Origin of the sequence: Sphingopyxis sp. (genome assembly GCF_965279725.1) — a bacterium.
Classification (GTDB): domain Bacteria; phylum Pseudomonadota; class Alphaproteobacteria; order Sphingomonadales; family Sphingomonadaceae; genus Sphingopyxis.
In genome coordinates this window covers 467,717-492,220 of sequence record NZ_CBDIIL010000001.1, presented here as the reverse complement: position 1 = coordinate 492,220, position 24,504 = coordinate 467,717, and the positions used below count along the sequence as shown (strand labels likewise).

The following is a 24,504-nucleotide window of genomic DNA, read 5'->3' as shown; positions in this document are numbered from 1 at the left end:
GATCCCGGCCTTCGCCGGGATGACGATGAAAGGGGGACGGATGCAAACCGATAGCTCTCAATCCGTTACTTTGCGCAGCGAGAAGGCCAGCAAATTGCCGTAGGTTTCAAAGATCTCGCCGTCGATCTCGTCATCGTCGATGAGGATGCCGAGGCGGTCTTCCATCTCGGTCAGCACCGTCGCGACTGCCATCGAGTCGAACTCGGGCAGCGCGCCGAACAGGCCGCTGTCGTCGGTCAGCGCGGCGGCGCTGTCTTCGCCGAGGCCGAGCACATCGGCAAGCAGGGCGCGAAGGGTGGCATCGACGGAGCTGCTATCGGTCACGATTCTTTCCTCAACACGGAACGGGCAAAGGTCTTGAGTGCCGGTCCCCATGCCGCGGCGCGCGACGGATTGAAAGCCTCGATCCGCCATAGCGGGTCGTGGCGGTTCATCCAGTCGCGCTTGTAGCCGTCGTTGCCGGTGCCGAAGTCGATGCGTTTCACCCGGTCGACCTTGATAACATGGCGGAACAGCGCGGCCGACAGCAAGGTGCCGGGTGATGCTTTCAGGCTATCCTCGACATGTGCCAGCTTGTGGATGAAGGCGGTGCCGTCCTCGACGGTCCAATACTGCGCGGCGACGGGGATGCCGTCGATGCGCGCGATGCCCATGCGCAGGTTGCCGCGCGCTCCCTCGCCTTCGGCAAAGGCGCGCAGCAGCGCGGGGTGACCTTCTTCGGGTTTCCAGCTGGCGGCATAGATGGTTTCATAGGCGGCCCAGCTGCCATCGTCGAAGGCGGTGAGCAACTGGATGTCGACGATGCCCTTCTTCGCTTTGCGCTGCACCGTATTGCGCAGCGCGCCGGGGCAGCTGGCCCACCACGCGTCATGATCCATATCGCCAAGGTCGAGCCAGTGGCGATCGCCCGCCGGGGTCGCTTTCACGCACCAGCCCGCGGCGCGGAGAGCGGCGGTGAGGTCTGCGGTATCAGGGACGGGATAGAGCGTCAGGCGGGCGCTGTGCTGGCGAAGGTTTCTGAAGAGCGCGCGCAAAGCGCCGGCGCGGTCGCCATCGCCAGTAAAGAGCGGACGGATCGAAAAGCTGTACCAGTTGGTGAGCCCGGCGAATTCGCCCGGCTTCTCGATCCGCAATGGCAGCCAAGCCGTCGTCGACCCGGCGCTGGCATGCGCGTCGAAACGCCCCCGACCCGCAAAGCCATGCGCTTCGAGCAGGTCGAACCAGTTTGCACGGTCGAACGGCGACGCAAAGCCGGCTGCGCGCGCTGTGGCGGGCAGCCGCATATCATTAGCGTGATGTTCACCGTTCCCTTGCATGGTGCTGCCCTCTATCACCCTCAGTCCTAACAGCCGATGACCACGCCCGAAAAGCCATCTTCGCGACCCATCGACCATCTTGCCCGCTGCGGCGGCGCCGACGCGCCTGCGCTTTTGATCGGTGACGAGGTGACGACCTTTGCTCAGCTCGACGCCGGGGTGGGACGGCTGGCGTCATGGCTGCTCGAACAGGTCGGCGGCCCGGGTGAAAGGGTCGCAAGCTGGAGCGCGAAGACTCGGCTCGCGTGCCTGATCCCGCTCGCGGCGGTGCGCGCAGGGCTGATCCATGTCCCGGTTAACCCGCTGCTCAAGGGGCCGCAGGTCGCGCATATATTGGCCGACAGCGGCGCGAAGCTGCTCGTCACGAACAGTGCGCGCGCCGACATGCTGGGCGACGCGCGGCCGGTCGCGTGTGCGGTGCAGGACTTGAAGATCGCCGAGGAAGTGATTGATTCGGCCGGGCAGGGGCTTCCACTTTCGATCGCCGAACCTGACGATCTCGCCGCGATTCTTTATACCAGCGGCTCGACTGGGCGGCCGAAGGGGGTGATGCTCAGCCACGCGAATCTGTGGCTCGGAGCCGAGAGCGTTGCGTCCTATCTCAGGCTCAACCGCGACGACCGGGTGCTGGGCGTGTTGCCGCTCAGCTTCGATTATGGGCAGAATCAGTTGCTTTCGAGCTGGTATGCGGGGGCCGCGGTGGCGCCGCTCGATTATCTGACCCCGCGCGATGTGGTGAAAGCGGTGGCGCGGCACGGGATAACGACGCTTGCCGGGGTGCCGCCGCTCTGGGTGCAGCTTGTCGAGGCCGCATGGCCCGCCGCAACCGCCGCGCACCTCCAGCGGCTGACCAACAGCGGCGGGGCGCTGACGCCGTCGCTGATCGACGCGATGCGCGCCACTTTTCCGAACGCCGACATCTATCCGATGTACGGGCTCACCGAAGCCTTCCGTTCGACCTATCTCGATCCGAAATATGTCGCCGACCATCCGACGTCGATGGGGCGAGCGATCCCGCATGCCGAGATACTGGTGTGCCGCGCCGATGGCACGATCACCGCCGACGAGGAGCCGGGCGAACTCGTCCACTGTGGGCCGCTGGTTGCCAAGGGCTATTGGCGGGACGACGAACGCACCGCGCAGCGCTTCAAACCTGCGCCGCGCGTGTCGCGCTATGGCGGCATGGCGGTGTGGTCGGGCGACACGGTGCGCCGCGACGCCAACCATCTCCTCTATTTCGTCGGCCGCGACGACGCGATGATCAAGACCGCGGGCAACCGCGTCAGCCCGACCGAGGTCGAGGATGTCGCGGTCGCGTCGGGGCTGATTTACGAAGCCGTCGCGTTCGGGGTTGCCGATCCGCGGCTCGGCGCTGCGATCGTCCTGATCGTGCGCGGCAAGAGCGGCGTTGCTGACGAGGAAGGGCTGGCGGGATATCTGCGCCAGAATCTCCCCAATTTCATGCAGCCGCGGGTCATTCAGTGGCGCGATACGCTGCCGCGCAATCCGAACGGCAAGCTCGACCGGGTGGCGATTGCCGCCGAATGGGCGCATGAGGGCGCAGCATGAAGCCGCACGGTCCGATCCCGCCCGGTTATGTTGCAGACACCGATGGCATGTTGCTGATCGGCGGCGACCGCGCCGACGCGCTCGCCGACATGGCGGGCGATACCCCGCTCTTCGTCTATGACAGCGCGATGCTGACGGCGCGGGTGGCCGAATGGCGCGCGGCGATGCCGGATGCGGTGCAGCTTCATTATGCGATGAAGGCGAACCCCTATGCGCCGCTGCTCGTTTTTATGGCAGGGCTGGTCGACGGGTTCGATGTCGCGTCGGGCGGCGAGCTCAAGGCCGCGCTGGCAAGCGGCATGGCGGCGCAGGACATCAGCTTTGCGGGGCCGGGCAAGCGCGACCGCGAACTGGATGCCGCCATTACGGCGGGCGCGACGCTCAATCTGGAATCGGCGGGCGAGGCCGAGCGGGCGCTGTCGATCGCGGCCAATCTGGGCGTGACGCCGCGGCTCGCGGTGCGGGTCAATCCCGACTTTGATCTCAAGGGATCGGGGATGAAAATGGGCGGCGGGGCCAAGCCTTTCGGGGTCGATGCCAACGAGGTTCCCCCGCTGGTGCGTCGCCTGATCGCGTCGGGCGCCGATTGGCAGGGCTTTCATATTTTCGCGGGATCGCAGGCGCTTGACGCCGCCGCCATCGCCGACACGCAGGCGCAGACCGTGGCGCTGGCGGGGCGATTAGCGGACGAAATCGGTGCTACCCCGCCGCTCGTCAATCTGGGCGGCGGCATGGGGGTTCCTTATTTTCCGGGTGACAAGGCGGTCGACGCCGCGACGGTCGGGATCGCGCTTGCCGATACGCTGGCGCAGCGCTCCGCAAGCCTTGAAAACAGTCGTTTTGCGATGGAACTCGGCCGCTGGCTGGTCGCCGAGGCTGGGGTCTATCTGACCCGCATTGTCGATCGCAAAATCAGCCATGCCGAGACTTTTCTCGTCACCGATGGCGGCCTGCACCATCAGCTCGCGGCCAGCGGCAATTTCGGCACCGTCATCCGCCGCAACTACCCGATCGCGGTGATGAACGCCTTCGGCAGCGAGCCGGTCGAGACCGTTTCAGTCGTCGGTTGCCTCTGTACCCCGCTCGATCGCCTTGGCGACCAGGTCGCGCTGCCGCGCGCCGACGTCGGCGACCTGATCGCGGTCTTCCTCGCGGGCGCTTATGGCGCGAGCGCCAGCCCCGCGAGCTTCCTGGGGCAGGGATCGGCGCGAGAAATGCTCGTCTGACGGCGCAAAAGCTGTTCCTTAACGGGACAGTCTTGCCGGTGTGCTAGGCAAACTTATCTCAATACTAACCGTATGTTCACCCTTTCTGGGCAATGGCGGAAGCTGACGCAATGACTGTTGCTGCGGGGATTGGGACCGCGGCAACTGCCCGCGGCTCGAAAGGTTGATTGATTATGGCTTCGTTCCCCTCGCTCCGCGTCGCCCGCGCCGCGCTCGTTTCCGGTATCGCGGCCACCGCGCTGTCCGGCTGCGTCGGCGCCGGTAGCGGCGCGCCGCAGCTACCCAGCGCGAACTTTGTCCAGAACCAGGAAGGGCCGGGCGAAGAATATATCATTGGCCCGCTCGACGAGCTCCAGATCTTTGTGTGGCGCAACCCCGAACTCGGCGGCAAGGTCCAGGTGCGGCCCGATGGCCGGATCACCACGCCGCTGATCACCGACATGCCCGCGGTGGGCAAGACGCCGACGATGCTGCAGCAGGATATCAAGCTCCAGCTCAGCCAATATATCACCGATCCGATCGTCAGCGTGATCGTCACGACCTTTAACAGCACCTTTTCGCAGCAGGTGCGGATCGTCGGCGCGACCGAAAAGCCGGCGTCGATTCCGTTCCGCGCCAACATGACCGTGCTCGACGCAATGATTGCAGTCGGCGGGCTGGGCGAATATGCGGCTGGAAACAAGGCGCGACTCGTCCGTTTCGACAAGGGCAGTGGCAAGCAGCAGGAATTCGGCCTGCGGCTGAACGACCTGATCAAGCGCGGCGACATCAAGGCGAATGTGCGGTTGCAGCCCGGCGATGTCATCATCATCCCCGAAAGCATGTTCTGACCCGAAGCCCGCCAAACCAAACCATCTCCCAAGGATTGACCGCAACCGATGACCAGCCTCTACGACGAATTCCGGGTGGCGCTGCACAGCGTCTGGACGCGCCGGTGGCTCGTGCTGGCGGTGGCGTGGGGCATCTGCATTCTCGGCTGGCTGGCGATCGCTTCGATCCCCAACCGCTATGATTCGCGCGCCCGGCTGCTCGTCGACGTCAACGAAATCCTGCCCGACGATCCGCAGGGCGGTGGCTATGGTGGCCGCCAGCAGATCGACCAGATCCGCGAGACGCTGACCAGCGCGCGCAATCTGGAAAAGGTCGCCGCGACCACCGGCTTGCTCCCCGCCGGGAGCGGCGAGCGCGACAAGGCCGGCGCGGTCGCGATGTTGCAGAAAAGCATCAAGGTCATCCCGCAGCAGGACAATATCTTTGAAATCACCTCGAGCGTCGGGGTCGGCAGCCTGTCCGACGCCGACAATGCCAAATTGGCATCGGGGGTGCTCGACAGCCTGATTACGGTGTTTCGTGACGACCAGCTGCGCGGCGGCCGCATAAACGCCCGCGAAGGCCTGAAATTCCTGGATGCGCAGATCGCCGACCGCGAAAAGGCGCTGCGCGAAGTCGAAGCGCGCCGTGCCGCGTTCGAAGCGCAGAATATCGGCCTGATCCCTGGCGGTGCCGGATCGCCGGCGCAGCGCGTCGAAGCGGCGCGCGCCGAACTGGGCCAGATCGATTCGCAGCTGGTCGCGGCGCAGGCGCAACTTGCCGCCGCGAACGGCCAGCTCGCCTCGACCCCCGCGACGATCAATATCCCCGGCATGGGTAGTGTCGGCGGCGGTGTCGCGCGGCAGCAACTCGCCGGGGCGCAGAACGAGCTATCGTCGATGCGCTCGCGCGGGCTGACCGACGCACACCCCGACGTGATCGCGCTGAAAAGCCAGATATCGTCGCTGAAAGCCATGGCCGACCGCGAAGGCGCAGGCGGGGGCGGGGGCAATTCGCAGAACCCGGCCTATGCCTCGCTCGCCGCGATGCGCGCCGAACGCCAGGCGACGGTGAGCGCGCTGAATTCCCGCAAGGCGCAATTGAGCGGTGACATCGCACGCATCACCTCGCAGCAGATCCAGAACCCCGGCATTGCGGCCGAATATGACCGTATCAACGGCGAATATACGGCGTTCAAGGCGCAATATGACAAGCTGCTGGGTCAGCGCGAGCAGGTGCGGATGCGCGGCGACGTCCAGACCGAAACCGACGCGATCAAGATCGAGCTGCTCGATCCGCCGACGAAACCGACAAGCCCGGCAGCGCCAAACCGCCCGTTGTTCCTGACGCTCGTGCTGCTGGTCGGCATTGGTGGCGGCGTCGGCGCGGCGTTTGGCCTGGGACAGGTTCGCGCCAGCTATGCGACCGCCGCCAAGCTGGAGCGCGCTAGCGGATTGCCGGTGATCGGTTCGATCACCGAAGTGGTGACGCCCGAACGCCATGTCGAACGGCGCAAGAAGCTGGTGTGGCTGGCAAGCGGCGGGGGCGCCTTGGTCGGCCTTTACGCCTTGCTGCTGGTCGCCGAATTCATCCAGCGCGGCATGGTTGCGTGACGGGGGACGATGACATGAACGACCAACGCAAAGTAAAGCGCCCGCCCTCGCTCCTCGAACGCGCCGCCGACATGTTCGGCCTCGATCCGGCCGCCAATGCGCCGACGATCGACGTGTCGAGCCTGCCTCCCGAGCCGGTAAAGAAGGAACGGAAGGATAAATCTGCGCCCGCCGCAGACGCGTCACCAGCCGAAATCCTGGAACCCGTCATCGAAGCCGCACCGGTGGTCGAAACGGCGCCGACGCCGAAGCCCTCGCCGCGCAAGGATGTCGTCAGGGCGGCACCGGCAATCGTGCCGACGCGGCAGGGGACGATCGACCGCGACCGGCTTGCGTCGCGCGGGATGATCGTGCCCGGTACCCCGGTCACCGGCATTTCCGAAGAATATCGCATCGTGAAACGCGAGCTGATTCGTAATTTCGGTGGCGTCGGCAACCGTCCGATCCTGCCGCGCGGCCACCGCGTGCTGATTGCGTCGGCCAATCCGGGCGAGGGCAAGACCTTCTCTGCGGTCAATCTTGCCTTGAGCCTGGCGGTTGAGGCCGACCATGACGTGTTGCTGATCGACGCCGACATCGCCAAGCCGAGCGTGCTCGAAGCCCTAGGGCTCGACGACGGTCCCGGCTTGATGGACGCGCTGGCCGACGCCCATCTGTCGCTCGGCGATTGTTTGATTCAGACCGACATTCCGGGATTGAAGGTCATGCCTGCGGGAACCGGGCATATGCACGACACCGAATTATTGGCGTCGGCGCGGACCGACACGTTGCTGGCCCAGCTCGAGCAGGGCGCGCCGGGGCGCATCCTGATTATCGATTCGCCGCCGGTGCTGGCGGCGTCGCCCGCCGCGGTGCTCGCGGGGCATGTCGGACAGACCATCATGGTCGTGCGCGCCGACGAAACACTCGAATCCGCGCTGCGCGATGCGATCGGCCTGATGGGCGCCTGTCCGCATATCCAGCTGCTGCTCAACGGGGTGAAATTCTCGCCGGGCGGTCGCCGTTTCGGCACCTATTATGGACAAGGAGGCGCGTGATGCGCACCACCACCTTACGTCATGCGGCCGCACTCGCCGCGCTCCTGCTCGCAGGAACCGCGACGGGCGCGCACGCGCAGTTTTCGGGTGATCCGGGATCGGGCGCGAGCGAGGCGCCTGCGGGCAGCGCGTCGAAACCCGAACCGGGTCGTAAGGAAAAGCGCGCCGAAGGACGCCGCGCTCAGCGGCAGGTCGATGTCAGCCCCTATCTGGAGGTCGGGCAGGTTCTGACCGCCGATCTGAAAAACGGCGGCGACGTGCTGACTTACACCAATGTCGCGGTCGGCGTCGATGCCGCGATCGTCACCAATCGCGCCGAACTGGCCGCGAGCCTACGCTACGAACATCGCTTTGGATGGAACGGCGGACTGAGCGATTCCGATACGATCAGCGGCCTTGCCCGCGGCCGGATCGAACTCGCGCGCGGCCTCAATCTCGAAGGCGGCGCACTCGCCACGCGCACCCGCGCCGACGGGCAGGGCGCCGATAGCGGCCTGTTCATCGGCAACGCCAGCAATGTCGCCAACCTTTATTCGGTTTACGCCGGTCCGACCTTGACGCGGCGCATCGGCGGGCTCGACCTCGGCGCTGGCTATCGCTTCGGCTATACCAAGGTCGATGTCGATGAACCGGCGCTGCTTGCGCCGGGCAGCCAGCCGCAGGATATTTTCGACAGCTCGACCAACCATGTTGCGTGGGCCAGCGTCGGCGCACGGCCGGGCGATCTGCCGTTCGGCTGGCAGGTTTCGGGCGGCTATGAGCGCGAGGACGCGAGCCAGCTCGACCAAAGGTTCGAGGGCAAATATGCTCGCGCCGATGTCACGATGCCGATCGGCCCGACCGTCGCGCTGCTCGGCGGGGTCGGTTATGAAGATATCGAGATCGGCCAGCGCGATCCGGTGGTCGTTAATGGCGTGCCGGTCCGCGATGCCGATGGCCGCTTCGTCACCGACAAATCGAAACCGCGCCAATTGTCGTTCGATACCAGCGGACTGATCTGGGACGCCGGCGTGATGTGGCAACCCAGCCGCCGCACCTCGCTGACCGCGCGTGTCGGGCGCCGTTATGGTGATACCATTTATACGGGCAGCTTTTCCTATCGCGCCGACCATGCGACGACGATCCAGGTCGGCGTCTATGACGGGCTGTCCAGCTTGGGTCGCGGGCTGTCAGGCGGGCTTGCCGCGCTGCCGACCCAGTTCGACCCGACGCGCAACCCGATCGGCGGCACGATTAATCCGTGCGTGTTCGGGCAGGAAGGCGGCGGCTGTCTCAACAACCAGCTCGGCAATGCGACGGCAGCCCAATATCGCAGCCGCGGGGTGCAGGCGACGGTCTCCTCGCGCTTCGCGGGCTGGAGCTATGGCGTCGGCATCGGTTACGACCAGCGCAAGCTGCTCGCGCCGGTACTGTCGCCGATCGCTGGTCTGAACGGGATCAAGGACGAAAGCTATTATCTGTTCCTGTCGGCCGGGCGCCAGCTCGACGCTGATTCGGACCTCAGCCTGTCGGGTTACCTCAATTATTTCGACAATGGCGCGCCAGGGACGAGCGACGTGCAGTCGGCGGGGCTTTCGGCGGCATACGCGCGGCGGTTCTGGCGCGGTCTGACCGGGACCGCGGCAGCCAGCCTCAACGCCTTTGATCAGGACGGCTTCAACAGCCAGCTTATTGGTTCAGCTTTGGTGGGACTTCGTTACAACTTCTGACCAAGCAACGGGAATATTGCGATGTACGATCAGTTCTATGGTTTCACCGGGCGTCCGTTTCAGCTGACGCCAGACCCGCATTTCTATTTCGAGAGTGGCACGCACCGTAAAGCCATGTCCTATCTGGGTTATGGGCTGGCGCAAGGCGAAGGCTTCATTGTCATCACCGGCGACGTCGGCGCGGGCAAGACGACGTTGGTCGGCCATCTGATGAACACGATCGACCCGAATCGTCTGACCGCGGTCAAGCTGGTGTCGACGCAGGTCGAGGGCGACGATCTGCTCCGCCTGGTTGCGGAACAGTTCGGCATCGACTGGGAAGGCGAGAGCAAGGCCGAATTGCTGCGGTCGATGGAGCAATATCTGCGCGAGCAGGCGCGCGCCGGAAAGCGCACGTTGCTGATCGTCGACGAGGGGCAGAACCTGGCCATCTCCGCGCTCGAAGAATTGCGGATGCTGTCGAACTTCCAGCTCGGCGGCCATTCGCTGCTGCAGATCTTTCTGCTCGGCCAGCCCGAGTTCCGTCAGACCTTGTTTCATTCGCCGACGCTGGAACAATTGCGCCAGCGGGTGATCGCGACGCACCACCTCGACCCGATGGAGCCCGAGGAGGTCGAACCCTATATCCTCCACCGCCTTGGCAAAGTTGGCTGGACGGGCAACCCCAGCTTCAGCCCTGACGCGTTCGAGGAAATCTTCGATTATAGCGAAGGTGTGCCGCGCAAGCTCAACGTGCTGGTCAGCCGGATTCTATTGTACGGCGCGGTCGAGCAGATGCATCGCATCACGGCGCAGAATGTGCGCTCGGTGGTCGCCGAAATCGAGGCCGACCGCGGCATCGATGCGGCGACGCTCGCGCCGCTGCCGGTCGAACAGGTCGTCGCGGCCGCCGCCGTTGCGGTTGCGCCGACGCCAGCGCCCTTTGCAGCGCCGACGCCCGCCAATGAAGCCGCACTCGAATGGCCGCAGCGCGCCGCCGACGGACGTCCGCCTTTTGCAGAGCCTGTGGCAACCGCTCCTGAGGCCGAGGTGCTGGAGCTGACCCCCGAACCGGCCCCGGCGATCGACCCCGAACATCTCGCAGCGCTCGAAGCGCAGATTGCATCGCTGGAGGCGCGTCTCGTCGAACAGGATGCGGCGCTGCGCCGCGTGCTCGACCTGTTGATCGAATGGGTCGAGCGCGATCCCGAAAATGCGCCCAACCCCGCAACGTCGCGGACCTGGGCGGCCTGACAGCGAACGCGAAATCGGCTAGTCTGCCGATGAAGGTGAGAAAAGATGCAGAACGGCCTGTCGGTCGATGTCGAGGACTGGTTCCAGGTCGGCGCCTTTGAGCGCACGATCGACCGTGCCGACTGGCCAACGCTCGAATGCCGGGTCGAGGCGAATTGCGACGCGGTGCTGCAAATTTTTGCCGACGCCGGCACGACGGGAACCTTCTTCACCCTCGGCTGGGTTGCCGAACGCTATCCGGCGCTGATCAAACGCATCGTCGCGGCGGGGCATGAACTCGCCAGCCATGGTTATGATCACCAGCGGGTGTTCAACATGACCGCCGACAGCTTTGCCGCCGACCTCAAAAAGACGCGAGGCATCCTGGAGGATCTGGGCGGCGTCGCCGTGCGCGGCTATCGCGCGCCCAGCTTCTCGGTCGACCAGCGCACCCCATGGGCGCATCCGGTGCTCGCGGAACAGGGCTATGCCTATTCGAGCAGCGTCGCGCCGGTGGTGCACGATCATTATGGCTGGCCGCAAAGCCCGCGCCACGCGTGGCGGCCGGTGGCGGGCAGCGACCTGGTCGAATGGCCGGTGACGACCGCGCGCTTCGCCGGGCGCACGCTGGCGGCTGGCGGTGGCGGCTTCATGCGGATGCTGCCCTATGGCTTTACGCGCTGGGCGATCGGGCAGATGAATGCGGCGGGGCATCCGGCGATCCTCTATTTCCACCCGTGGGAAATCGACCCCGACCAGCCGCGCGTCGGCGATGCGCCGATCAAGTCGAAGATCCGCCATTACAGCGGGTTGTCGGCCATGGCTGGCAAGCTGAAGAGGCTGCTCGCCGATTTCGAATGGACCCGCGCCGATGCCTTGCTGTCAGCGCAGCAGGGCCGCGCGCAGCCGTGGCGCGAGGCGGCGTGAACGCGCCGACGCTTCCGATGAAAGATCGTTCTCCCGGTGCGCCGCTGTCCGACGCGGCGGCATGGGATGCGTATGTTGCCGCGCATCCGCAGGCGACACCCTTCCATAGTAGGGCGTGGTGCGAGGCGGTCACCAAGGCGACCGGGCATCTTTGCCATCTGGTCACCGCGCGCGATGCGGGCGGGGCGCTGACGGGGCTATTGCCGTTGCACCATGTCCGCTCGCCCCTGTTCGGGCAGGCGCTGGTGGGCAGCGGTTTTGCGGTCGATGGCGGCATCCTGGCCGATGATCCGACGATCGCGGCGCCGCTGGCCGAAGGCGCGGCGACGATGGCGAAATCGCTGGGCGTTCCCTCGGTCGAACTGCGCGGCGGGCCGCAGCCCGAAGGCGAAGGGTGGCGCCGCGAAGACGGGGTTTACGCGGGCTTTTCGCGCGCGCTTTGCAGCGACGACGATGCCGAACTGCTAGCCATTCCGCGCAAGCAGCGCGCCGAGGTGCGTAAGGTGCTGGAGAGCGCATTGACTGTGACCAGCGGCCGCGATGCCGCGGAACGGCGCGACCATCACCATGTCTATGCGACCAGCGTTCGCAACCTTGGGACGCCGGTGTTCCCAAAAGCGCTGTTCGATGCGGTGCTCGATGCGTTCGGCGATGATGCCGACATATTGACCGTGCGGCAGGACGGGCGTCCGGTCGCAAGTGTGCTCAGCCTGTATTGGCGCGGCACGGTCATGCCCTATTGGGGCGGCGGGACCGCCGATGCGCGGCGGCTGCGCGCCAACGAATTGATGTATTTCGCGCTGATGCGACACGCACGGGCGAAGGGCAGCACGCGGTTCGATTTCGGTCGGTCAAAGGTCGGCACCGGACCCTATAGCTACAAGAAGAATTGGGGCTTCGAGCCGCAGCCGCTGGTCTATGCGCGCTGGCTGGCGCCCGGTGAAACAGCGCGCGACACGAACCCGACCAGTGCCAAATATCGGTTGCAGGTCGATCTGTGGAAAAAACTGCCGCTGTGGGCGGCGAACCGGATCGGGCCGCTGATCGCACGCGGATTGGGGTGATCGGGCGTGGGCATTACAATTTTGTCATTGCGAGGAGCCGAAGGCGACGCGGCAATCTCCAGCCATGGACCTTGCGCAGGGTCGATGGCTGGAGATTGCTTCGCCCGCGGCTCGCAATGACGGGATAGCCACGACTTGCCAGAAATCCTGTTCCTCGTTCACCGCGCGCCGTGGCCCCCTGACCGCGGCGACCGGATCCGCAGCTGGCATATGTTTGAGGCGCTGGCGAAGCTGGCGCCGGTGCATGTTGCGGCGCTGGCCGATAACGCCGACGACGCGGACATCGCGCGCGACAAGATGGCACCGCTTTGCAAGAGTTTGGCTATCGAAGTGCGCAAGGTTTCGCGCCCCACTGCGTTGGCGCAGGCGGTGCTGCGCGGCGAGCCTGTGTCGAACCGGTTGTTCAAAAATGCCGCGCTTGCGCGTCACGTTGATGCGTTGGTCCGCGTCGGAGGCATTACCCACATTGTCGCCTTCTCCGGCCAGATGGCACAATATCTGCCAACCGATTTCGATGGTCGCGTCATCATGGATTTTGTCGATGTCGATTCGGCGAAATTCGCGACCTATGCCGAGCAGGACAAGCGCCAGCCTTTGCATTGGGTGCATCAACGCGAGGCGCGGGTACTGGGTGCCTATGAGGCCGCGGTGGCGCGGCGCGTCGACGCCAGCCTCTTCGTCAGCGAGGCCGAAGCGGCGCTGTTTCGTGACCGCAGCGGGCTGGGATGCGACCGCGTCCATGCAGTCGGCAATGGCATCGATACCGCGCATTTCGACCCGTCGGCCGATTTCGTTCGTCTGAAAAAGCGCAAAGGCCGGTTGCTCGTGTTCACCGGCCAGATGGATTACCGACCCAATATCGACGCGGTGCGTTGGTTCGCGCAGGATGTCCTGCAGCTGGTGCGTCGCGGATTTCCGGCGACCCGCTTTGCCATTGTCGGCCGCGCGCCGACCGCCGAAGTGCTGGCGTTGCAAGACCTGCCGGGGGTCGAGGTGACGGGCGAGGTGCCCGACGTGCGGCCGTGGCTCGCCGCCGCAGACGCCGTCGTCGCACCTTTGTTGCTCGCGCGTGGGGTCCAGAATAAATTGCTGGAAGCGATGGCGATGGCGCGGCCGGTGGTTTCGACCCCTGCCGCTGCCGAGGGCATCGACGCCGAGCACGGCAGCGAATTAAGGGTCGCCGACGGCGCCGACCTCGGAGTCTTTTTCGCCCGCGAACTCGTCATCTTGCTCGCCAATCCCGATACCGGCGCCGCGATGGGACGGGCGGCGCGCGCGCGGATGATCGCGCGCTACGGCTGGGATGCGCGGCTGGCGCCGCTCGGCGAACTGCTGGGGCTGCCCGCATGAGCCTTTGGCAACGCCATCTTGGCGCGCTCGCGCTCTTGTCGGCGGCAATCCTCGCAATCTTCTGGCGCGATGCCGCGGATATGGCGGGCATCTGGTGGCATAGCTCGACCTTCACCCATTGCTTGCTGATGGTGCCGATGATCGGCTGGCTGGTGTCGCAGCGGACCGCGATGCTGCGCCCGTTGACCCCCGTCTTTTGGTGGCCGGCACTTGCGTGGATGGCGGGTGCGGGATTGGTGTGGCTGGTCGGCGAGGCGGCGGGGGTTGGCCTGTTCCGTCAACTTGGCGTTGTGCTGATGTTGCAGGGCGTTGTCGCGGCGACGCTCGGCGAAAAGCTGGTGCGCGGGCTGTTGTTCCCTCTTGCTTATGCGCTGTTGCTGGTGCCGTTCGGCGAGGAGCTGGTGCCGCTGCTCCAGACGCTGACCGCGCATATCAGTATGGCCCTGCTGCACCTGTCGGGAATCCCGGCGAAGATGGAGGGAGTGTTCATCACGACGCCCGCGGGGTTCTTCGAGGTCGCCGAGGCGTGTTCGGGGGTCAATTTCCTGGTCGCGATGCTCGCCTATGCGGTGTTCGCGGCGCATCTGTGTTTCCGCAGCTGGACGCGGCGGATTGTCTTTGTCGTTCTGGCACTGGCGACGACGATCCTTGCCAATGCGCTGCGGGCCTATGGTACGATGGTCGCGGCCGAAATCTGGGGGATCGAGGCGGCGGGCGGCATCGACCATATCTTCTATGGCTGGATATTCTTTGGCGTTGTGATCGTGATCGTGATGCTGGTGGCGCGGCGCTGGTTCGACCGACCGGCGAATGATGTCGCGGTGGATGTGAGCGGCCTGGGTGGCGCGCCGCGTTTCGTCGGTTCGGCCAAAGCCCTGATGCCGGTCGCCTTGGCGATCCCGCTGCTGTTTGGCGGTTGGGCGATGCTGGTCGGCGGGCGCAGCGCGCCGCTGCCCGCCACGATGACTGTGGAGGCCCCGCGGGGCTGGAGTGAGGTCGGCGCCGAAGGCATCGCCTGGACGCCGCGTTTCGACGGTGCCGACCAGCGGTTGCTGCGTCATTTCATCGATACCAAGAGCCGCCGGATCACCGTCGCCATCGGCGGATACGAACGTCAGGCGGAAGGACGTGAAGTGGTGGCTTTCGGGCAGGGCGCGATCGATCCAGACAGCAAATGGGCGTGGAGCGCGCCGTTACCTGCGATCGAGGGCGCCAAGACCGAACGCCTGCTCCACCCCGGTCCGGTGCTGCGCGATGCGGCGACCTGGTATGTCGTTGGCGGCACCGTCACCGGCGATCCGCGCCGCGCGAAACTGGCGGGGCTTGAGGCGCGATTGCTTGGCGGCGATCCGCGCGCACTGTCACTGATCATATCGAGCGAGACGGGGCAGGGCGGACGCAATGCGATAGAGGATTTCGTTTCCGCGTCGGGTGGAGCCAAGGCAATGGCTGACCGCGCCCTCAAAACCCGCTAGGCCTGCGACATATGTGTGGGATCGCGGGCATCTATCATCTGGAAACGGCAAAACCGGTCGATCCGGCGCGGCTGCGCGCGATGCTGTCGCCGATGCAGCACCGCGGCCCCGACGGTTCCGGCGAATGGACCGCACCCGGCGTCGGCCTCGGCCATTTGCGCCTGTCGATCATCGACATCGAGGGCAGCCCGCAACCGATGGCGAGCGACGATGAGGCGGTGACGCTTACCTACAACGGCGAAATCTATAATTTTCGTGAACTGCGGACCGAGCTGGAGGATCGCGGCCACCGGTTTCGCACCAGCGGCGATACCGAGGTCATCATCGCGGCGTGGCGGCAATGGGGTCCCGATTGCCTGTCGCGGCTCAACGGTATGTTCGCTTTTGCGATCCACGATCACCAGCGCGGCTGCCTGTTCCTGGCGCGCGACCGGCTGGGGGTGAAACCGCTCCACTATGCGCGGCTGTCGGACGGGTCGGTGGCGTTCGCCTCGGAGCTGAAAGGGCTGCTGCGCAATCCGTTGCTGCGGCAGGAAGCGAACCTCACCGCGATCGAAGATTTCCTCGCCTTTGGCTATGTCCCCGACGACAATTGCATCGTCGCCGGGGTGGAGAAGCTAGCCGCGGGTCATTTCCTGTTGCTCGAACGCGGCAAGCCGGTGCCGGTACCGACGCGTTGGTGGGCGCCCGATTTTTCCAAGCGCATCCGCGCCAGCGAGGGCGAGGCGGCGGAGCATCTGGTCCATCTGATGCGCGCCGCGGTGACCGACCGCATGGTTGCCGACGTGCCGCTCGGCGCGTTCCTGTCGGGCGGGGTTGATAGTAGCGCGGTCGTTGCGCTGATGGCCGAGGCGAGCGCAAAGGCGGTCAAGACCTGCACCATCGGCTTCGATCAGGCGGCGCTCGACGAGACCGAATATGCGCAGCAAATCGCCGAGCGGTTCGCGACCGATCACCGCACCCGCACCGTGTCGGCAAGCGATTTCGGGCTGGTCGAGACGATCGCCGACCATTTCGACGAACCCTTTGCCGACGCCAGCGCGCTGCCGACCTACCGCGTGTGCGAACTGGCGCGCGAAGAGGTGACGGTCGCGCTGTCGGGAGACGGCGCTGACGAGGCGTTTGCGGGGTATCGCCGGTTGGTGTTTCAGCATCAGGAAGAAAAGCTGCGCGGGCTGATCCCCGGTTTCATGCGCCGCGGGGTGCTGGGGCCGCTGGCCAAGATCTGGCCGCAAATGGACTGGGCGCCGCGCCCGCTGCGCGCCCGCGCGACGCTGGCCAGCCTGTCGAAAAGCGGGGCGGAGGGCTATGCCGAAGCGGTCGGGGTGACGGGCATCGCCCAGCGATCACGCCTGTTCAACGACGCGGCGCATCGCGCTCTCGGCGATCATGTCGCCGAAACGCGCTATTGGAAGGCGATGGCCGAGGCACCGGCGCGCGAGCCGCTCGATCGTGCGCAATATGCCGATCTGATGATCTGGCTGCCCGGCGACATCCTGACCAAGACCGACCGGATGAGTATGGCGGTCAGCCTGGAGGCGCGCGAGCCGTTGCTCGACTATCGCCTGATCGAGTTCGCCGCGAGCCTGCCCGCATCGATGCGCGTCAAGCGCGGGACGGGCAAGGCGATCATGAAGCAGGCGATGGAGCGCTATCTGCCGCACGACATCCTCTATCGCCAGAAGATGGGGTTCGTGACCCCGGTATCGCAATGGTTTCGTGGGCCGCTGGTGGATGCGGCAAAGGGGCTTGCAACCTCGTCGACGCTCGCGCGGTCGGGCTGGTTCGACATGGCCGAGATCGAGCGCATCGTCGCGGCGCACCAGTCGGGGCGGCGCGACCATGGGCGGCTGATCTGGCAGTTTTTCATGCTGGAAAAGTCGCTGGCGAAGCTGTTCGGGATTTGAAGCGAACCACCCCCTCCCCTGAAGGGGAGGGGCTCAGATAAATCGCCACCCCATTTTAACGCTTCCCTGCTAACCTCCACCCGATGACGGTGCATCCCGCCTTTCCTGCCAACGCCGCGCCCGCCGACCCGCTGACGGTGCGCGTCGTCGATCCGCTGGCGCTGTCACCCGAGCTGGCGGCGGCATGGGACCGGCTGGCCGACGCGGCGAGCGAGCCCAACCCCTTTGCCGAACGCTGGTGCCTGCAATCGGCGCTGCACCTGTTCGATCCCGAACGGCGGGCGCGGCTGGTGATGGTGCGCGATGGCAGCGACGGACCGATCATCGGCGTCATGCCGCTGGCGCTCGCGACGCATTATGGCCGCTTGCCGCTGCGGCATGTCACCGGCTGGGCGCATCCCAACCACTTCCTCGGGCTGCCACTGGTTCGCGCCGGGTTCGAACGCCTGTTCTGGTCGATCCTGCTCGGTTGGTGCGACGCGGCGCCTTGGGGGCGCACGCTGTTGCAGATCCCGCGATTGACCGACGACGGCCCGCTCCACCGCGCGCTGGTCGATGTCGCGCGGGTGCGCGGCGGCGAGGCGCAGATTGTCCACCGCGAGGAACGCGCGCTGCTGGACAGCAGCCTGTCGCCCGCGGATTATTGGGACGCGGCGGTGCGCGCCAAAAAGCGCAAGGAGCTGCGCCGACAGGCGAATCGGCTCGCCGAACAGGGCGCCGTGCAATTTCGGCGCTGGCAGGCGGGCGAGGCGCTCGACCCGTGGATCGACGCCTTCCTCGACCTGGAGGTGCGCGGCTGGAAGGGGCGGGCCGGATCGGCGCTGGCGAGCCACAGCGACACCCAGGCCTGGTTCCGCGCCATCGTGGCGGCCGCCGCCGATGCGGGCCGGCTCGACATGCGCGCGCTGGATCTGGACGACCGTCCGCTCGCGATGCTGATCAACTTTCTGGCGGCGCCCGGCGGATTTTCATTCAAGACCGCGTTTGACGAGGATTATGCGCGATTTTCGCCTGGGGTGCTGCTGCAACAAGCGAACCTCGACCTGCTCGATGATCCGCGTATCGCGTGGGTCGATAGCTGCGCGGCGCCGGGGCATCCGATGATCGACAGTGTATGGCGCGAGCGCCGTGCCCTCGTCTGGGTCAATGTTGCCCTTTCAGACCCTTTCGACCGGCTGCGCTTTGCGGTGCTGGCCAAGGTCGAACGGGTCTGGCGGCGCTGGAAGGGTGCCGCGGCGCCCGAAACTGATGTAGAAAGCTCGTCATGACCGCGCATCAGCCGATCACCCGACCCGTTTTTTCCGCCGAAACGCTGGCGGCAATGGCGGCGCTTTATCCGCTCAAGGCGGGGCTGTTGCACCATCATCTGCCCGATCATCCCCTGCTGTCGATCGAAGCGCTGGCGCAGCTAGGCGAAAGCCTGCCCGCCAGCGAAGTCGAATATAATCCGGGCGATGTTCCGATCGGCATCCGGCCCGAAGATATTCCATCGAATGGTCTGTCGATCGGCGAGACGATCCGCACCATCGCCAGCAACGGCAGCTGGGCGGTGCTGAAGAATATCGAGAATGTTGCGGCCTATCGCGCGCTGTTGCTGGACCTGCTCGGCGAACTCGAACCTGTCGTCACCCCGCGTACCGGCGCGATGCTGACCCCGCAGGGCTTTATCTTTATCTCGTCGCCGGGGTCGATCACGCCCTTCCACTTCGATCCCGAGCACAATATCCTGTTACAGCTGCGCGGCACCAAGGTGATGAACGTCTGGCCGTCGGGCGACGAACGTTTTGCGCACCGCCGCGAGCATGAGCGTTATCACACCGGTGGTCACCGCAACCTGCCGTGGGAAGAGACATATCGCGACGGTGCCCAGCAAGTGCCGCTGGGTTCCGGCGACGCGGTGCTGATGCCCGTGATGGCGCCGCATTTTGTCGCCAATGGCGATGCCCCGTCGATTTCGCTGTCGATCACGTGGCGCAGCGAATGGAGTTACCGCGAAGCCGAGGCGCATGCCGCCAATGCCGCGCTGCGCCGCATGGGGCTGAACCCGGCGATGCCGCCGCGCTGGCCGAGCTACGCGTGGGCCAAGACGATCGCATGGCGGGTCGCGCGAAAGCTGCGGCTGGTCGAATGACAGACCGCTTTTCATCGCGGCCATTTGCGGCTATGGGCGCGCATCCTTATATTTGTGAGATCCTAGAGGACTGATGGCGAAAGAAGAACTTCTGGAAATGCGCGGCCAAGTGGTCGAACTGCTGCCCAACGCGATGTTTCGCGTCAAACTGGAAAATGGCCACGAGATTCTGGGCCATACGGCGGGCAAGATGCGCAAGAATCGCATCCGCGTGCTGGTCGGCGACGAAGTGCTCGCCGAACTCACCCCCTATGACCTGACCAAAGGTCGGATCACCTATCGCTTCAAGTGAGTAGCGCGGTGGATCGTCCCGCGCTGGTCCTGGCTTCGACCTCACCGCGGCGGCTTGAGCTGCTCGCGCGCATCGGGGTGACCCCGGCGCGCATCGCGTCCCCCGATATCGACGAAACGCCGCTGAAGGCTGAGTTGCCGCGCGACTATGTGGCGCGGCTCGCCAGAGACAAGGCGCTCGCGATCGAACGCGCTGCGAACGAGGTTGTGCTGGCGGGCGACACGACGGTCGCGATCGGTCGCCGCATCCTGGAAAAACCCGCCGACGAAGCAGATCTCCGCCGCATGCTCGGCCTGCTGTCGGGACGGCGGCACCATGTCTATTCAGGGCTGTGCGTGGTCGGCACCGATGGCAAGGCCCGGGTCCGCGTCGCCGACACGGTCGTGGCGTTCAAGGCGCTGAGCGCCGCCGAAATCGAGTGGTATGTGGCCAGCGGTGAAGGCATGGGTAAGGCGGGCGGCTATGCTATTCAGGGCCGCGCCGAATGCTTTGTCCGCTTCCTTTCGGGCAGCCATTCGAATGTCGTCGGACTGCCATTGTTCGAAACGCGCACCTTGCTGACCAGCGCGGGCATCGCGCTTGGCTGAGTGGCTGTACGAAGCCGGGATCGGCGAGGCGCGCGCCGCGCTGGTCGACGGCGACCAAATTCTGGAAGCGCGCGTCGAACGCGAAGGCGCGGGGCCGCGCGTCGGCGCGGTTGTTGGAGCGCGGCTTCTGGAGGCCGGGAAGTCACCGCTGGTGGCGCTCGACTGGCCCGGCGCGCCGACGGCATCGCTGACGGGGCTGCCGTCTTCGACCTCGATCGGCGCAGCTTTGACGGTCGAGATCGGCCGCATGGCGCTGCGCGAACGCGGCCGCGACAAACCGGCGCGGGCACGGATCGCCGAAGTGGGCGCAGCAATCGGCGATGGCCCTGATTTGCGCACCCGTGTTGCGGCGACGGGCTTGCCGGTAACCGAGCTGCGGTCCACAGACCCCGACCGATTGGAACAGGCGGGCTGGTCCGAATTGATCGATCATGTCCGCACCGGTCATTGGCCATTCGCCGGCGGCGCTTTGTGGGTCGATGCGACCCCGGCGATGGTGCTGATCGATATCGATGGCGACGGCGATGCGCTGACGCTGGCCAAGGCGGGTGCCAAGGCCGCCGCAGCGGTGATCCGGTGCTGCGACATCGGCGGGTCGATCGGGATCGATTTCCCTTCGCTGCCCGATCGCGCCGGGCGGCACGCGATCGACGCGGCGGTCGACGCGGCGCTGCCACAGCCGTATGAACGCACCGCGGTCAACGGTTTCGGGCTGATGCAGATCATCCGCCGCCGCGACCGCCCGTCGCTGATTGAACAAATTGTGCTCGATCCCGTGGCAACGGACGCGGCGCTGTTGTTGCGTCAGGCCGAGCGCGCGGTGGGGACCGGCGGGCTGATGCTGACCGCCCGGCCGGCAGTGATCGATCATATCGCAGCGCATCCGGGGTGGATCGCGATGCTGCAAAACCGTACCGGCCGGCCGGCCCAGCTGATCGGCGACGCGAAGATCAAAGGAATCGGCCATGCCCAGTAGATCGCCGCGCTGTCCGCTGTGCGGCAAACCGCGTGAACCGGAATTCAAGCCGTTTTGCAGCCGCGGTTGCCGCGATCGTGACCTGTTGAACTGGTTCGGCGAAGGCTATCGCGTACCCGCCGCGCAACCGCCCGACGGCACCGCCGACGATGATCGTTTCGACGAGGGTTGAGCCGGAAAACCGGGCGTCACAAAGCCACTGGACAGGATCACAAGCCGTGCCTATAGCCGCCGCTCGCCAGCGCGACCGTCGGGTCGCAGCGGCCTTGCCCGGGTAGCTCAGTTGGTAGAGCATGCGACTGAAAATCGCAGTGTCGGCGGTTCGAACCCGTCCCCGGGCACCATTTTTCCGTTAAGTATGGGCCGTCTTAATCGCGCGTCTGGCTGGGAGATGATCGTGCCGACTTTCGGGCCGTCACAGAGGATTTATGTTGCAGTGCAAACTGTTGCTTTTCAGTCACAAATCGCGAGAAAATCGGCTTAGTGCAGCGTCGCTGCGTTGACGCGGCGCGCCGCGTTATTACAGCGGGCGTTTCCGGTGGGCATCTCCCTCTTTGGCGAAACGCCGCGCTTTCACCGGTTTGGAGAGAGACATCATGACTTTGCGCAACCTTTTGCTGGGCGCCACGATGCTGTGCGCCAGCACCACCCCCGTCATCGCCTTTGCCCAGGATGCAGCCCCCGCAGACGACACGGCGGTCGCCGTCGATGACACCGATTATGGCAACGACATCATCGTCACCGCGTCGAAGCGGTCGCAGACGCTGCAAGACACGCCGGTCGCCGTATCGGTCACCTCGGCGGCGCAGCTTGAAGAATCGCAGATCCGCGATCTCATCGACCTGCAATCGTCGGTTCCCAGCCTGCGCGTGTCGCAGTTGCAGTCGAGCGCCAACACCAACTTCATCATCCGTGGTTTCGGCAACGGCGCCAACAACGCCGGCATCGAACCATCGGTCGGCGTGTTCATCGACGGCGTCTATCGCTCGCGTTCGGCCGCCCAGATCGGCGATCTTCCGAACGTCGAGCGCATTGAAGTGCTGCGCGGTCCGCAATCGACCTTGTTCGGCAAGAACGCGTCGGCGGGCGTCATCAGCATCGTTACCCAAAAGCCGCAGTTTGATTTCGGCGGTTCGGTCGAGGCGACCTATGGCAATTTCAACGCGGTCACCATCAAGGGTGACGTGACCGGCCCGATCAGCGAGACCGTCGCCTTCTCGATCGGCGGTAGTTACAACCGCCGCGACGGTTATGCGCAGGACCTGAAGCTCGACACCGACGTCAACGACCGCAACCGTTACGGGGTCCGCGGCCAGTTGCTGTTCGAACCGACCGACGCGTTGTCGGTCCGCCTGATCGGCGACTATGACAAGATCGACGAAAATTGCTGCATCGCCGGCAACGTCATTGCGGGTCCGACGATCGCAATCACCAATGCGTTGGCAGGTGGCCCCAGTGTCGATGCCAACAACCCCTTCTCGTTCGACGTGTACAACAATTTCCTGTCGACAAACGAAATCGAAAATTACGGCGGCTCGGCGCAGATCGATTATGATCTGGGTACCCTTGGACTGACGTCGATCACCGCCTACCGCAAGGTCAAGGCGCTGACGAACCAGGATTCGGATTTCACCGGGGCGGACTTGATCGGCGAGAACAGCCAAGATCTGGGGATCGACACTTTTACCCAAGAACTGCGCATTACGTCGGATTTCGATGGCCCGCTCAACTTCCTGCTCGGCGGCTATTATTTCAACGAAAAGATCGACCAGAAGAACGACATTCGCTTTGGCAACCAGTTCCGCCCCTATGGCGATCAACTGATCCGCGCCGCGAGCGGCAATGCGCTCAACGTCGCGATGCTCGAAGCGACGTTCGGCGCGCTCGAAGGCGCACCGACCCGTTACACCAACACCTTCTTCCGCGCCGGCGACGGCCTCGACGAAGCGTATAAGCTGAAGGACGAGGCGTTCTCGATCTTTGGCACCGTCGATTTCGAAGTGACAGACCGGCTGACGCTGTCGCTGGGCGGCAACTACACCAAGGATCGCAAGAATTTTTCGACCAATGTGGTCAGCACCGACGTGTTCTCGGGCATCAACCTCGACGCGCCGCAATATGCACCGTTCCGCAACCAGCTGCTGCTCGGCGGCGCGTTGCAACAGGCGGGGGTCAATCCTAACAATCCCGCGGCTGTCGCTGCATTCGCGACCAACCCAGCCACTGCGCCGATTTTCCAGCAGTTTCTGGCCTTCGCTGCCGCCAACCAGAACAATCCGGCGGCGAACCCGTTGGGCGGGCTGCGGGCGTTCCAGTTCCTGCCGCCGTTCCTGAACGTTCCCAATTCGGTTGAGGACGGCAAGACCGACGACGGCGATTTCTCTTACAGCGTCCGCGCCGCCTATGAGCTGACCGATACGGTCAATGTCTATGCGACCTATGCGACGGGCTTCAAGGCAAGCTCGGTCAATCTGTCGCGCGACAGCCGTCCGTTGGCATCGGACCTTCCCGCGATCACCGCGGCGGGATTGCGTACGCCGAACCTCGCTTCGGGTTCGCGCTTTGCTGCCCCCGAAGAATCGACGGTTTACGAGTTCGGTTTGAAGGGCCAGTGGGACGTCGCGGCGGTGAACATCGCGGTGTTCAAGCAGTCGATCAAGGGGTTCCAGTCGAACGTCTTCACCGGCACGGGCTTCGCGCTCGCCAACGCCGGCAAGCAGTCGACCTTCGGGATCGAGTTCGACGGTTCGGTGCGCCCGGTCGATGGGCTCAACCTGACGCTGGCCGCGACGTATCTCGATGCCAAATATGACAGCTTCGTCAATTCGGCGTTCGGTGACATCTCGGGTACCACGCCTGCTGGTATCCCCGATCTGTCGCTGTCGATGGGTGCCACCTACACGCATGAATTTGGCGGCGGGACCAAGGCGATTGCCCACGTGGATTACGCCTATGAGAGCCCGGTCCAGATTGTCGAAGGTCTGAGCGGCTTTGCCCCCGGCGTCGTCGAGGGTCTGCAGCGCGAAGTGAACTCGCTCAATGCGTCGTTCACGATCCGCCTCACCAACGGCCTGGACGTTGGTGTGTGGGGTCGCAACCTGACCGACGCGCAGTATCTGACGACGATCTTCCCGGCGGTGGCACAATCGGGCAGCGTGTCGGGCTATCCCAGCCAGCCGCGCACCTATGGCGGCACCGTTCGCTTCAAATTCTGATCGAGCGGGCCGGAGCGGTCAAACGCTTCGGCCTTCGCGCGTTCAGCGGACAAAAAGAAACCCCGGCCTCTCGATGGAGAGGCCGGGG

General features: G+C 65.1%; 21 protein-coding genes and 1 tRNA gene. 20 read left to right on the top strand and 2 right to left on the bottom strand.

Features of this window, described 5'->3' with window-relative positions:
* Positions 1 to 57: 57 nt before the first annotated feature.
* Together ACQY6T_RS02360 and ACQY6T_RS02355 are read right to left on the bottom strand one after the other, a co-directional pair.
* Entirely contained in the window at positions 58 to 327 is a 270-nt protein-coding gene (locus ACQY6T_RS02360) for an acyl carrier protein (RefSeq protein ID WP_428628818.1), read from the bottom strand.
* Positions 321 to 1,316, bottom strand: a complete 996-nt coding sequence (locus tag ACQY6T_RS02355; RefSeq protein WP_428627975.1) for a GNAT family N-acetyltransferase — start codon at positions 1,314 to 1,316, stop codon at positions 321 to 323. The genes ACQY6T_RS02360 and ACQY6T_RS02355 overlap by 7 nt, the downstream gene beginning before the upstream one ends.
* 36 nt (positions 1,317 to 1,352) lie before the next feature.
* Here ACQY6T_RS02355 and ACQY6T_RS02350 point away from each other — a divergent pair, with 36 nt between their 5' ends.
* The 20 genes from ACQY6T_RS02350 (at position 1,353) to ACQY6T_RS02255 (ending at position 24,416) form a co-directional block, all read left to right on the top strand.
* Positions 1,353 to 2,885, top strand: coding sequence for an acyl-CoA ligase (AMP-forming), exosortase A system-associated (locus ACQY6T_RS02350; protein WP_428627973.1), 1,533 nt, complete (start codon positions 1,353 to 1,355; stop codon positions 2,883 to 2,885).
* Positions 2,882 to 4,111, top strand: a complete 1,230-nt coding sequence (locus ACQY6T_RS02345) for a pyridoxal-dependent decarboxylase, exosortase A system-associated (protein WP_428627970.1) — start codon at positions 2,882 to 2,884, stop codon at positions 4,109 to 4,111. The genes ACQY6T_RS02350 and ACQY6T_RS02345 overlap by 4 nt, the downstream gene beginning before the upstream one ends.
* A gap of 173 nt (positions 4,112 to 4,284) precedes the next feature.
* Positions 4,285 to 4,941, top strand: a complete 657-nt coding sequence (locus tag ACQY6T_RS02340; RefSeq protein WP_428627967.1) for an XrtA/PEP-CTERM system exopolysaccharide export protein — start codon at positions 4,285 to 4,287, stop codon at positions 4,939 to 4,941.
* Positions 4,942 to 4,989: 48 nt separating this feature from the next.
* On the top strand, positions 4,990 to 6,534 hold the full coding sequence (locus ACQY6T_RS02335) for an XrtA system polysaccharide chain length determinant (protein ID WP_428627965.1): 1,545 nt from the start codon (positions 4,990 to 4,992) through the stop codon (positions 6,532 to 6,534).
* A gap of 14 nt (positions 6,535 to 6,548) precedes the next feature.
* A complete protein-coding gene (locus ACQY6T_RS02330) occupies positions 6,549 to 7,571 on the top strand; it encodes a P-loop NTPase (protein ID WP_428627962.1) in 1,023 nt (340 codons plus the stop codon).
* Positions 7,571 to 9,280 carry a hypothetical protein gene (locus ACQY6T_RS02325; RefSeq protein WP_428627960.1) on the top strand — a complete coding sequence of 570 codons (1,710 nt, stop codon included), beginning with the start codon at positions 7,571 to 7,573 and terminating at the stop codon, positions 9,278 to 9,280. Before ACQY6T_RS02330 ends, ACQY6T_RS02325 begins: the two co-directional genes overlap by 1 nt.
* Positions 9,281 to 9,301: 21 nt before the next feature.
* Complete coding sequence (locus tag ACQY6T_RS02320) at positions 9,302 to 10,513, top strand: XrtA/PEP-CTERM system-associated ATPase (protein WP_428627957.1); 1,212 nt, start codon at positions 9,302 to 9,304, stop codon at positions 10,511 to 10,513.
* A 45-nt stretch (positions 10,514 to 10,558) separates the two neighbouring features.
* Positions 10,559 to 11,419 (top strand): XrtA system polysaccharide deacetylase, encoded by an 861-nt coding sequence (locus ACQY6T_RS02315; protein WP_428627954.1) that lies wholly within the window; start codon positions 10,559 to 10,561, stop codon positions 11,417 to 11,419.
* A gap of 17 nt (positions 11,420 to 11,436) precedes the next feature.
* On the top strand, positions 11,437 to 12,483 hold the full coding sequence (locus ACQY6T_RS02310; protein ID WP_428627952.1) for a FemAB family XrtA/PEP-CTERM system-associated protein: 1,047 nt from the start codon (positions 11,437 to 11,439) through the stop codon (positions 12,481 to 12,483).
* 135 nt (positions 12,484 to 12,618) lie between these two features.
* A complete protein-coding gene (locus ACQY6T_RS02305) occupies positions 12,619 to 13,833 on the top strand; it encodes a TIGR03087 family PEP-CTERM/XrtA system glycosyltransferase (RefSeq protein ID WP_428627949.1) in 1,215 nt (404 codons plus the stop codon).
* Positions 13,830 to 15,308 carry an exosortase A gene (xrtA, locus tag ACQY6T_RS02300; protein WP_428627947.1) on the top strand — a complete coding sequence of 493 codons (1,479 nt, stop codon included), beginning with the start codon at positions 13,830 to 13,832 and terminating at the stop codon, positions 15,306 to 15,308. Before ACQY6T_RS02305 ends, xrtA begins: the two co-directional genes overlap by 4 nt.
* Before the next feature lie 11 nt (positions 15,309 to 15,319).
* Positions 15,320 to 17,215: an XrtA/PEP-CTERM system amidotransferase gene (locus ACQY6T_RS02295; protein ID WP_428627945.1), complete on the top strand. Its 1,896-nt coding sequence runs from the start codon at positions 15,320 to 15,322 to the stop codon at positions 17,213 to 17,215.
* A gap of 83 nt (positions 17,216 to 17,298) precedes the next feature.
* The gene (locus ACQY6T_RS02290) at positions 17,299 to 18,483 is read left to right on the top strand and encodes a GNAT family N-acetyltransferase (RefSeq protein ID WP_428627943.1); all 1,185 of its coding nucleotides are present in this window, start codon (positions 17,299 to 17,301) and stop codon (positions 18,481 to 18,483) included.
* Positions 18,480 to 19,346 carry a cupin-like domain-containing protein gene (locus ACQY6T_RS02285; protein ID WP_428627940.1) on the top strand — a complete coding sequence of 289 codons (867 nt, stop codon included), beginning with the start codon at positions 18,480 to 18,482 and terminating at the stop codon, positions 19,344 to 19,346. Before ACQY6T_RS02290 ends, ACQY6T_RS02285 begins: the two co-directional genes overlap by 4 nt.
* 73 nt (positions 19,347 to 19,419) lie before the next feature.
* On the top strand, positions 19,420 to 19,638 hold the full coding sequence (gene infA, locus ACQY6T_RS02280; RefSeq protein ID WP_088439331.1) for a translation initiation factor IF-1: 219 nt from the start codon (positions 19,420 to 19,422) through the stop codon (positions 19,636 to 19,638).
* Positions 19,635 to 20,225 carry a Maf family protein gene (locus ACQY6T_RS02275; protein WP_428627937.1) on the top strand — a complete coding sequence of 197 codons (591 nt, stop codon included), beginning with the start codon at positions 19,635 to 19,637 and terminating at the stop codon, positions 20,223 to 20,225. The genes infA and ACQY6T_RS02275 overlap by 4 nt, the downstream gene beginning before the upstream one ends.
* Positions 20,218 to 21,201, top strand: coding sequence for a ribonuclease (locus tag ACQY6T_RS02270; protein WP_428627934.1), 984 nt, complete (start codon positions 20,218 to 20,220; stop codon positions 21,199 to 21,201). The genes ACQY6T_RS02275 and ACQY6T_RS02270 overlap by 8 nt, the downstream gene beginning before the upstream one ends.
* Positions 21,191 to 21,373 (top strand): DNA gyrase inhibitor YacG, encoded by a 183-nt coding sequence (locus ACQY6T_RS02265; RefSeq protein ID WP_428627931.1) that lies wholly within the window; start codon positions 21,191 to 21,193, stop codon positions 21,371 to 21,373. The genes ACQY6T_RS02270 and ACQY6T_RS02265 overlap by 11 nt, the downstream gene beginning before the upstream one ends.
* 96 nt (positions 21,374 to 21,469) lie before the next feature.
* Positions 21,470 to 21,545: transfer RNA gene (locus tag ACQY6T_RS02260), tRNA-Phe, on the top strand.
* A gap of 252 nt (positions 21,546 to 21,797) precedes the next feature.
* Complete coding sequence (locus ACQY6T_RS02255; RefSeq protein WP_428627928.1) at positions 21,798 to 24,416, top strand: TonB-dependent receptor; 2,619 nt, start codon at positions 21,798 to 21,800, stop codon at positions 24,414 to 24,416.
* The last annotated feature ends 88 nt before the right edge of the window (positions 24,417 to 24,504 follow it).

Bases quoted from the DNA above. Each gene is read 5' to 3' on its own strand.
- ACQY6T_RS02355 (WP_428627975.1), bottom strand. From the start codon at position 1,316: ATGCAAGGGAACGGTGAACATCACGCTAATGATATGCGGCTGCCCGCC.
- ACQY6T_RS02335 (WP_428627965.1), top strand. From the start codon at position 4,990: ATGACCAGCCTCTACGACGAATTCCGGGTGGCGCTGCACAGCGTCTGG.
- ACQY6T_RS02290 (WP_428627943.1), top strand. From the start codon at position 17,299: ATGACGGTGCATCCCGCCTTTCCTGCCAACGCCGCGCCCGCCGACCCG.
- infA (WP_088439331.1), top strand. From the start codon at position 19,420: ATGGCGAAAGAAGAACTTCTGGAAATGCGCGGCCAAGTGGTCGAACTG.
- ACQY6T_RS02320 (WP_428627957.1), top strand. From the start codon at position 9,302: ATGTACGATCAGTTCTATGGTTTCACCGGGCGTCCGTTTCAGCTGACG.
- ACQY6T_RS02345 (WP_428627970.1), top strand. From the start codon at position 2,882: ATGAAGCCGCACGGTCCGATCCCGCCCGGTTATGTTGCAGACACCGAT.
- ACQY6T_RS02330 (WP_428627962.1), top strand. From the start codon at position 6,549: ATGAACGACCAACGCAAAGTAAAGCGCCCGCCCTCGCTCCTCGAACGC.
- xrtA (WP_428627947.1), top strand. From the start codon at position 13,830: ATGAGCCTTTGGCAACGCCATCTTGGCGCGCTCGCGCTCTTGTCGGCG.
- ACQY6T_RS02340 (WP_428627967.1), top strand. From the start codon at position 4,285: ATGGCTTCGTTCCCCTCGCTCCGCGTCGCCCGCGCCGCGCTCGTTTCC.
- ACQY6T_RS02350 (WP_428627973.1), top strand. From the start codon at position 1,353: ATGACCACGCCCGAAAAGCCATCTTCGCGACCCATCGACCATCTTGCC.
- ACQY6T_RS02285 (WP_428627940.1), top strand. From the start codon at position 18,480: ATGACCGCGCATCAGCCGATCACCCGACCCGTTTTTTCCGCCGAAACG.
- ACQY6T_RS02255 (WP_428627928.1), top strand. From the start codon at position 21,798: ATGACTTTGCGCAACCTTTTGCTGGGCGCCACGATGCTGTGCGCCAGC.
- ACQY6T_RS02265 (WP_428627931.1), top strand. From the start codon at position 21,191: ATGCCCAGTAGATCGCCGCGCTGTCCGCTGTGCGGCAAACCGCGTGAA.
- ACQY6T_RS02325 (WP_428627960.1), top strand. From the start codon at position 7,571: ATGCGCACCACCACCTTACGTCATGCGGCCGCACTCGCCGCGCTCCTG.
- ACQY6T_RS02295 (WP_428627945.1), top strand. From the start codon at position 15,320: ATGTGTGGGATCGCGGGCATCTATCATCTGGAAACGGCAAAACCGGTC.
- ACQY6T_RS02310 (WP_428627952.1), top strand. From the start codon at position 11,437: ATGAAAGATCGTTCTCCCGGTGCGCCGCTGTCCGACGCGGCGGCATGG.
- ACQY6T_RS02315 (WP_428627954.1), top strand. From the start codon at position 10,559: ATGCAGAACGGCCTGTCGGTCGATGTCGAGGACTGGTTCCAGGTCGGC.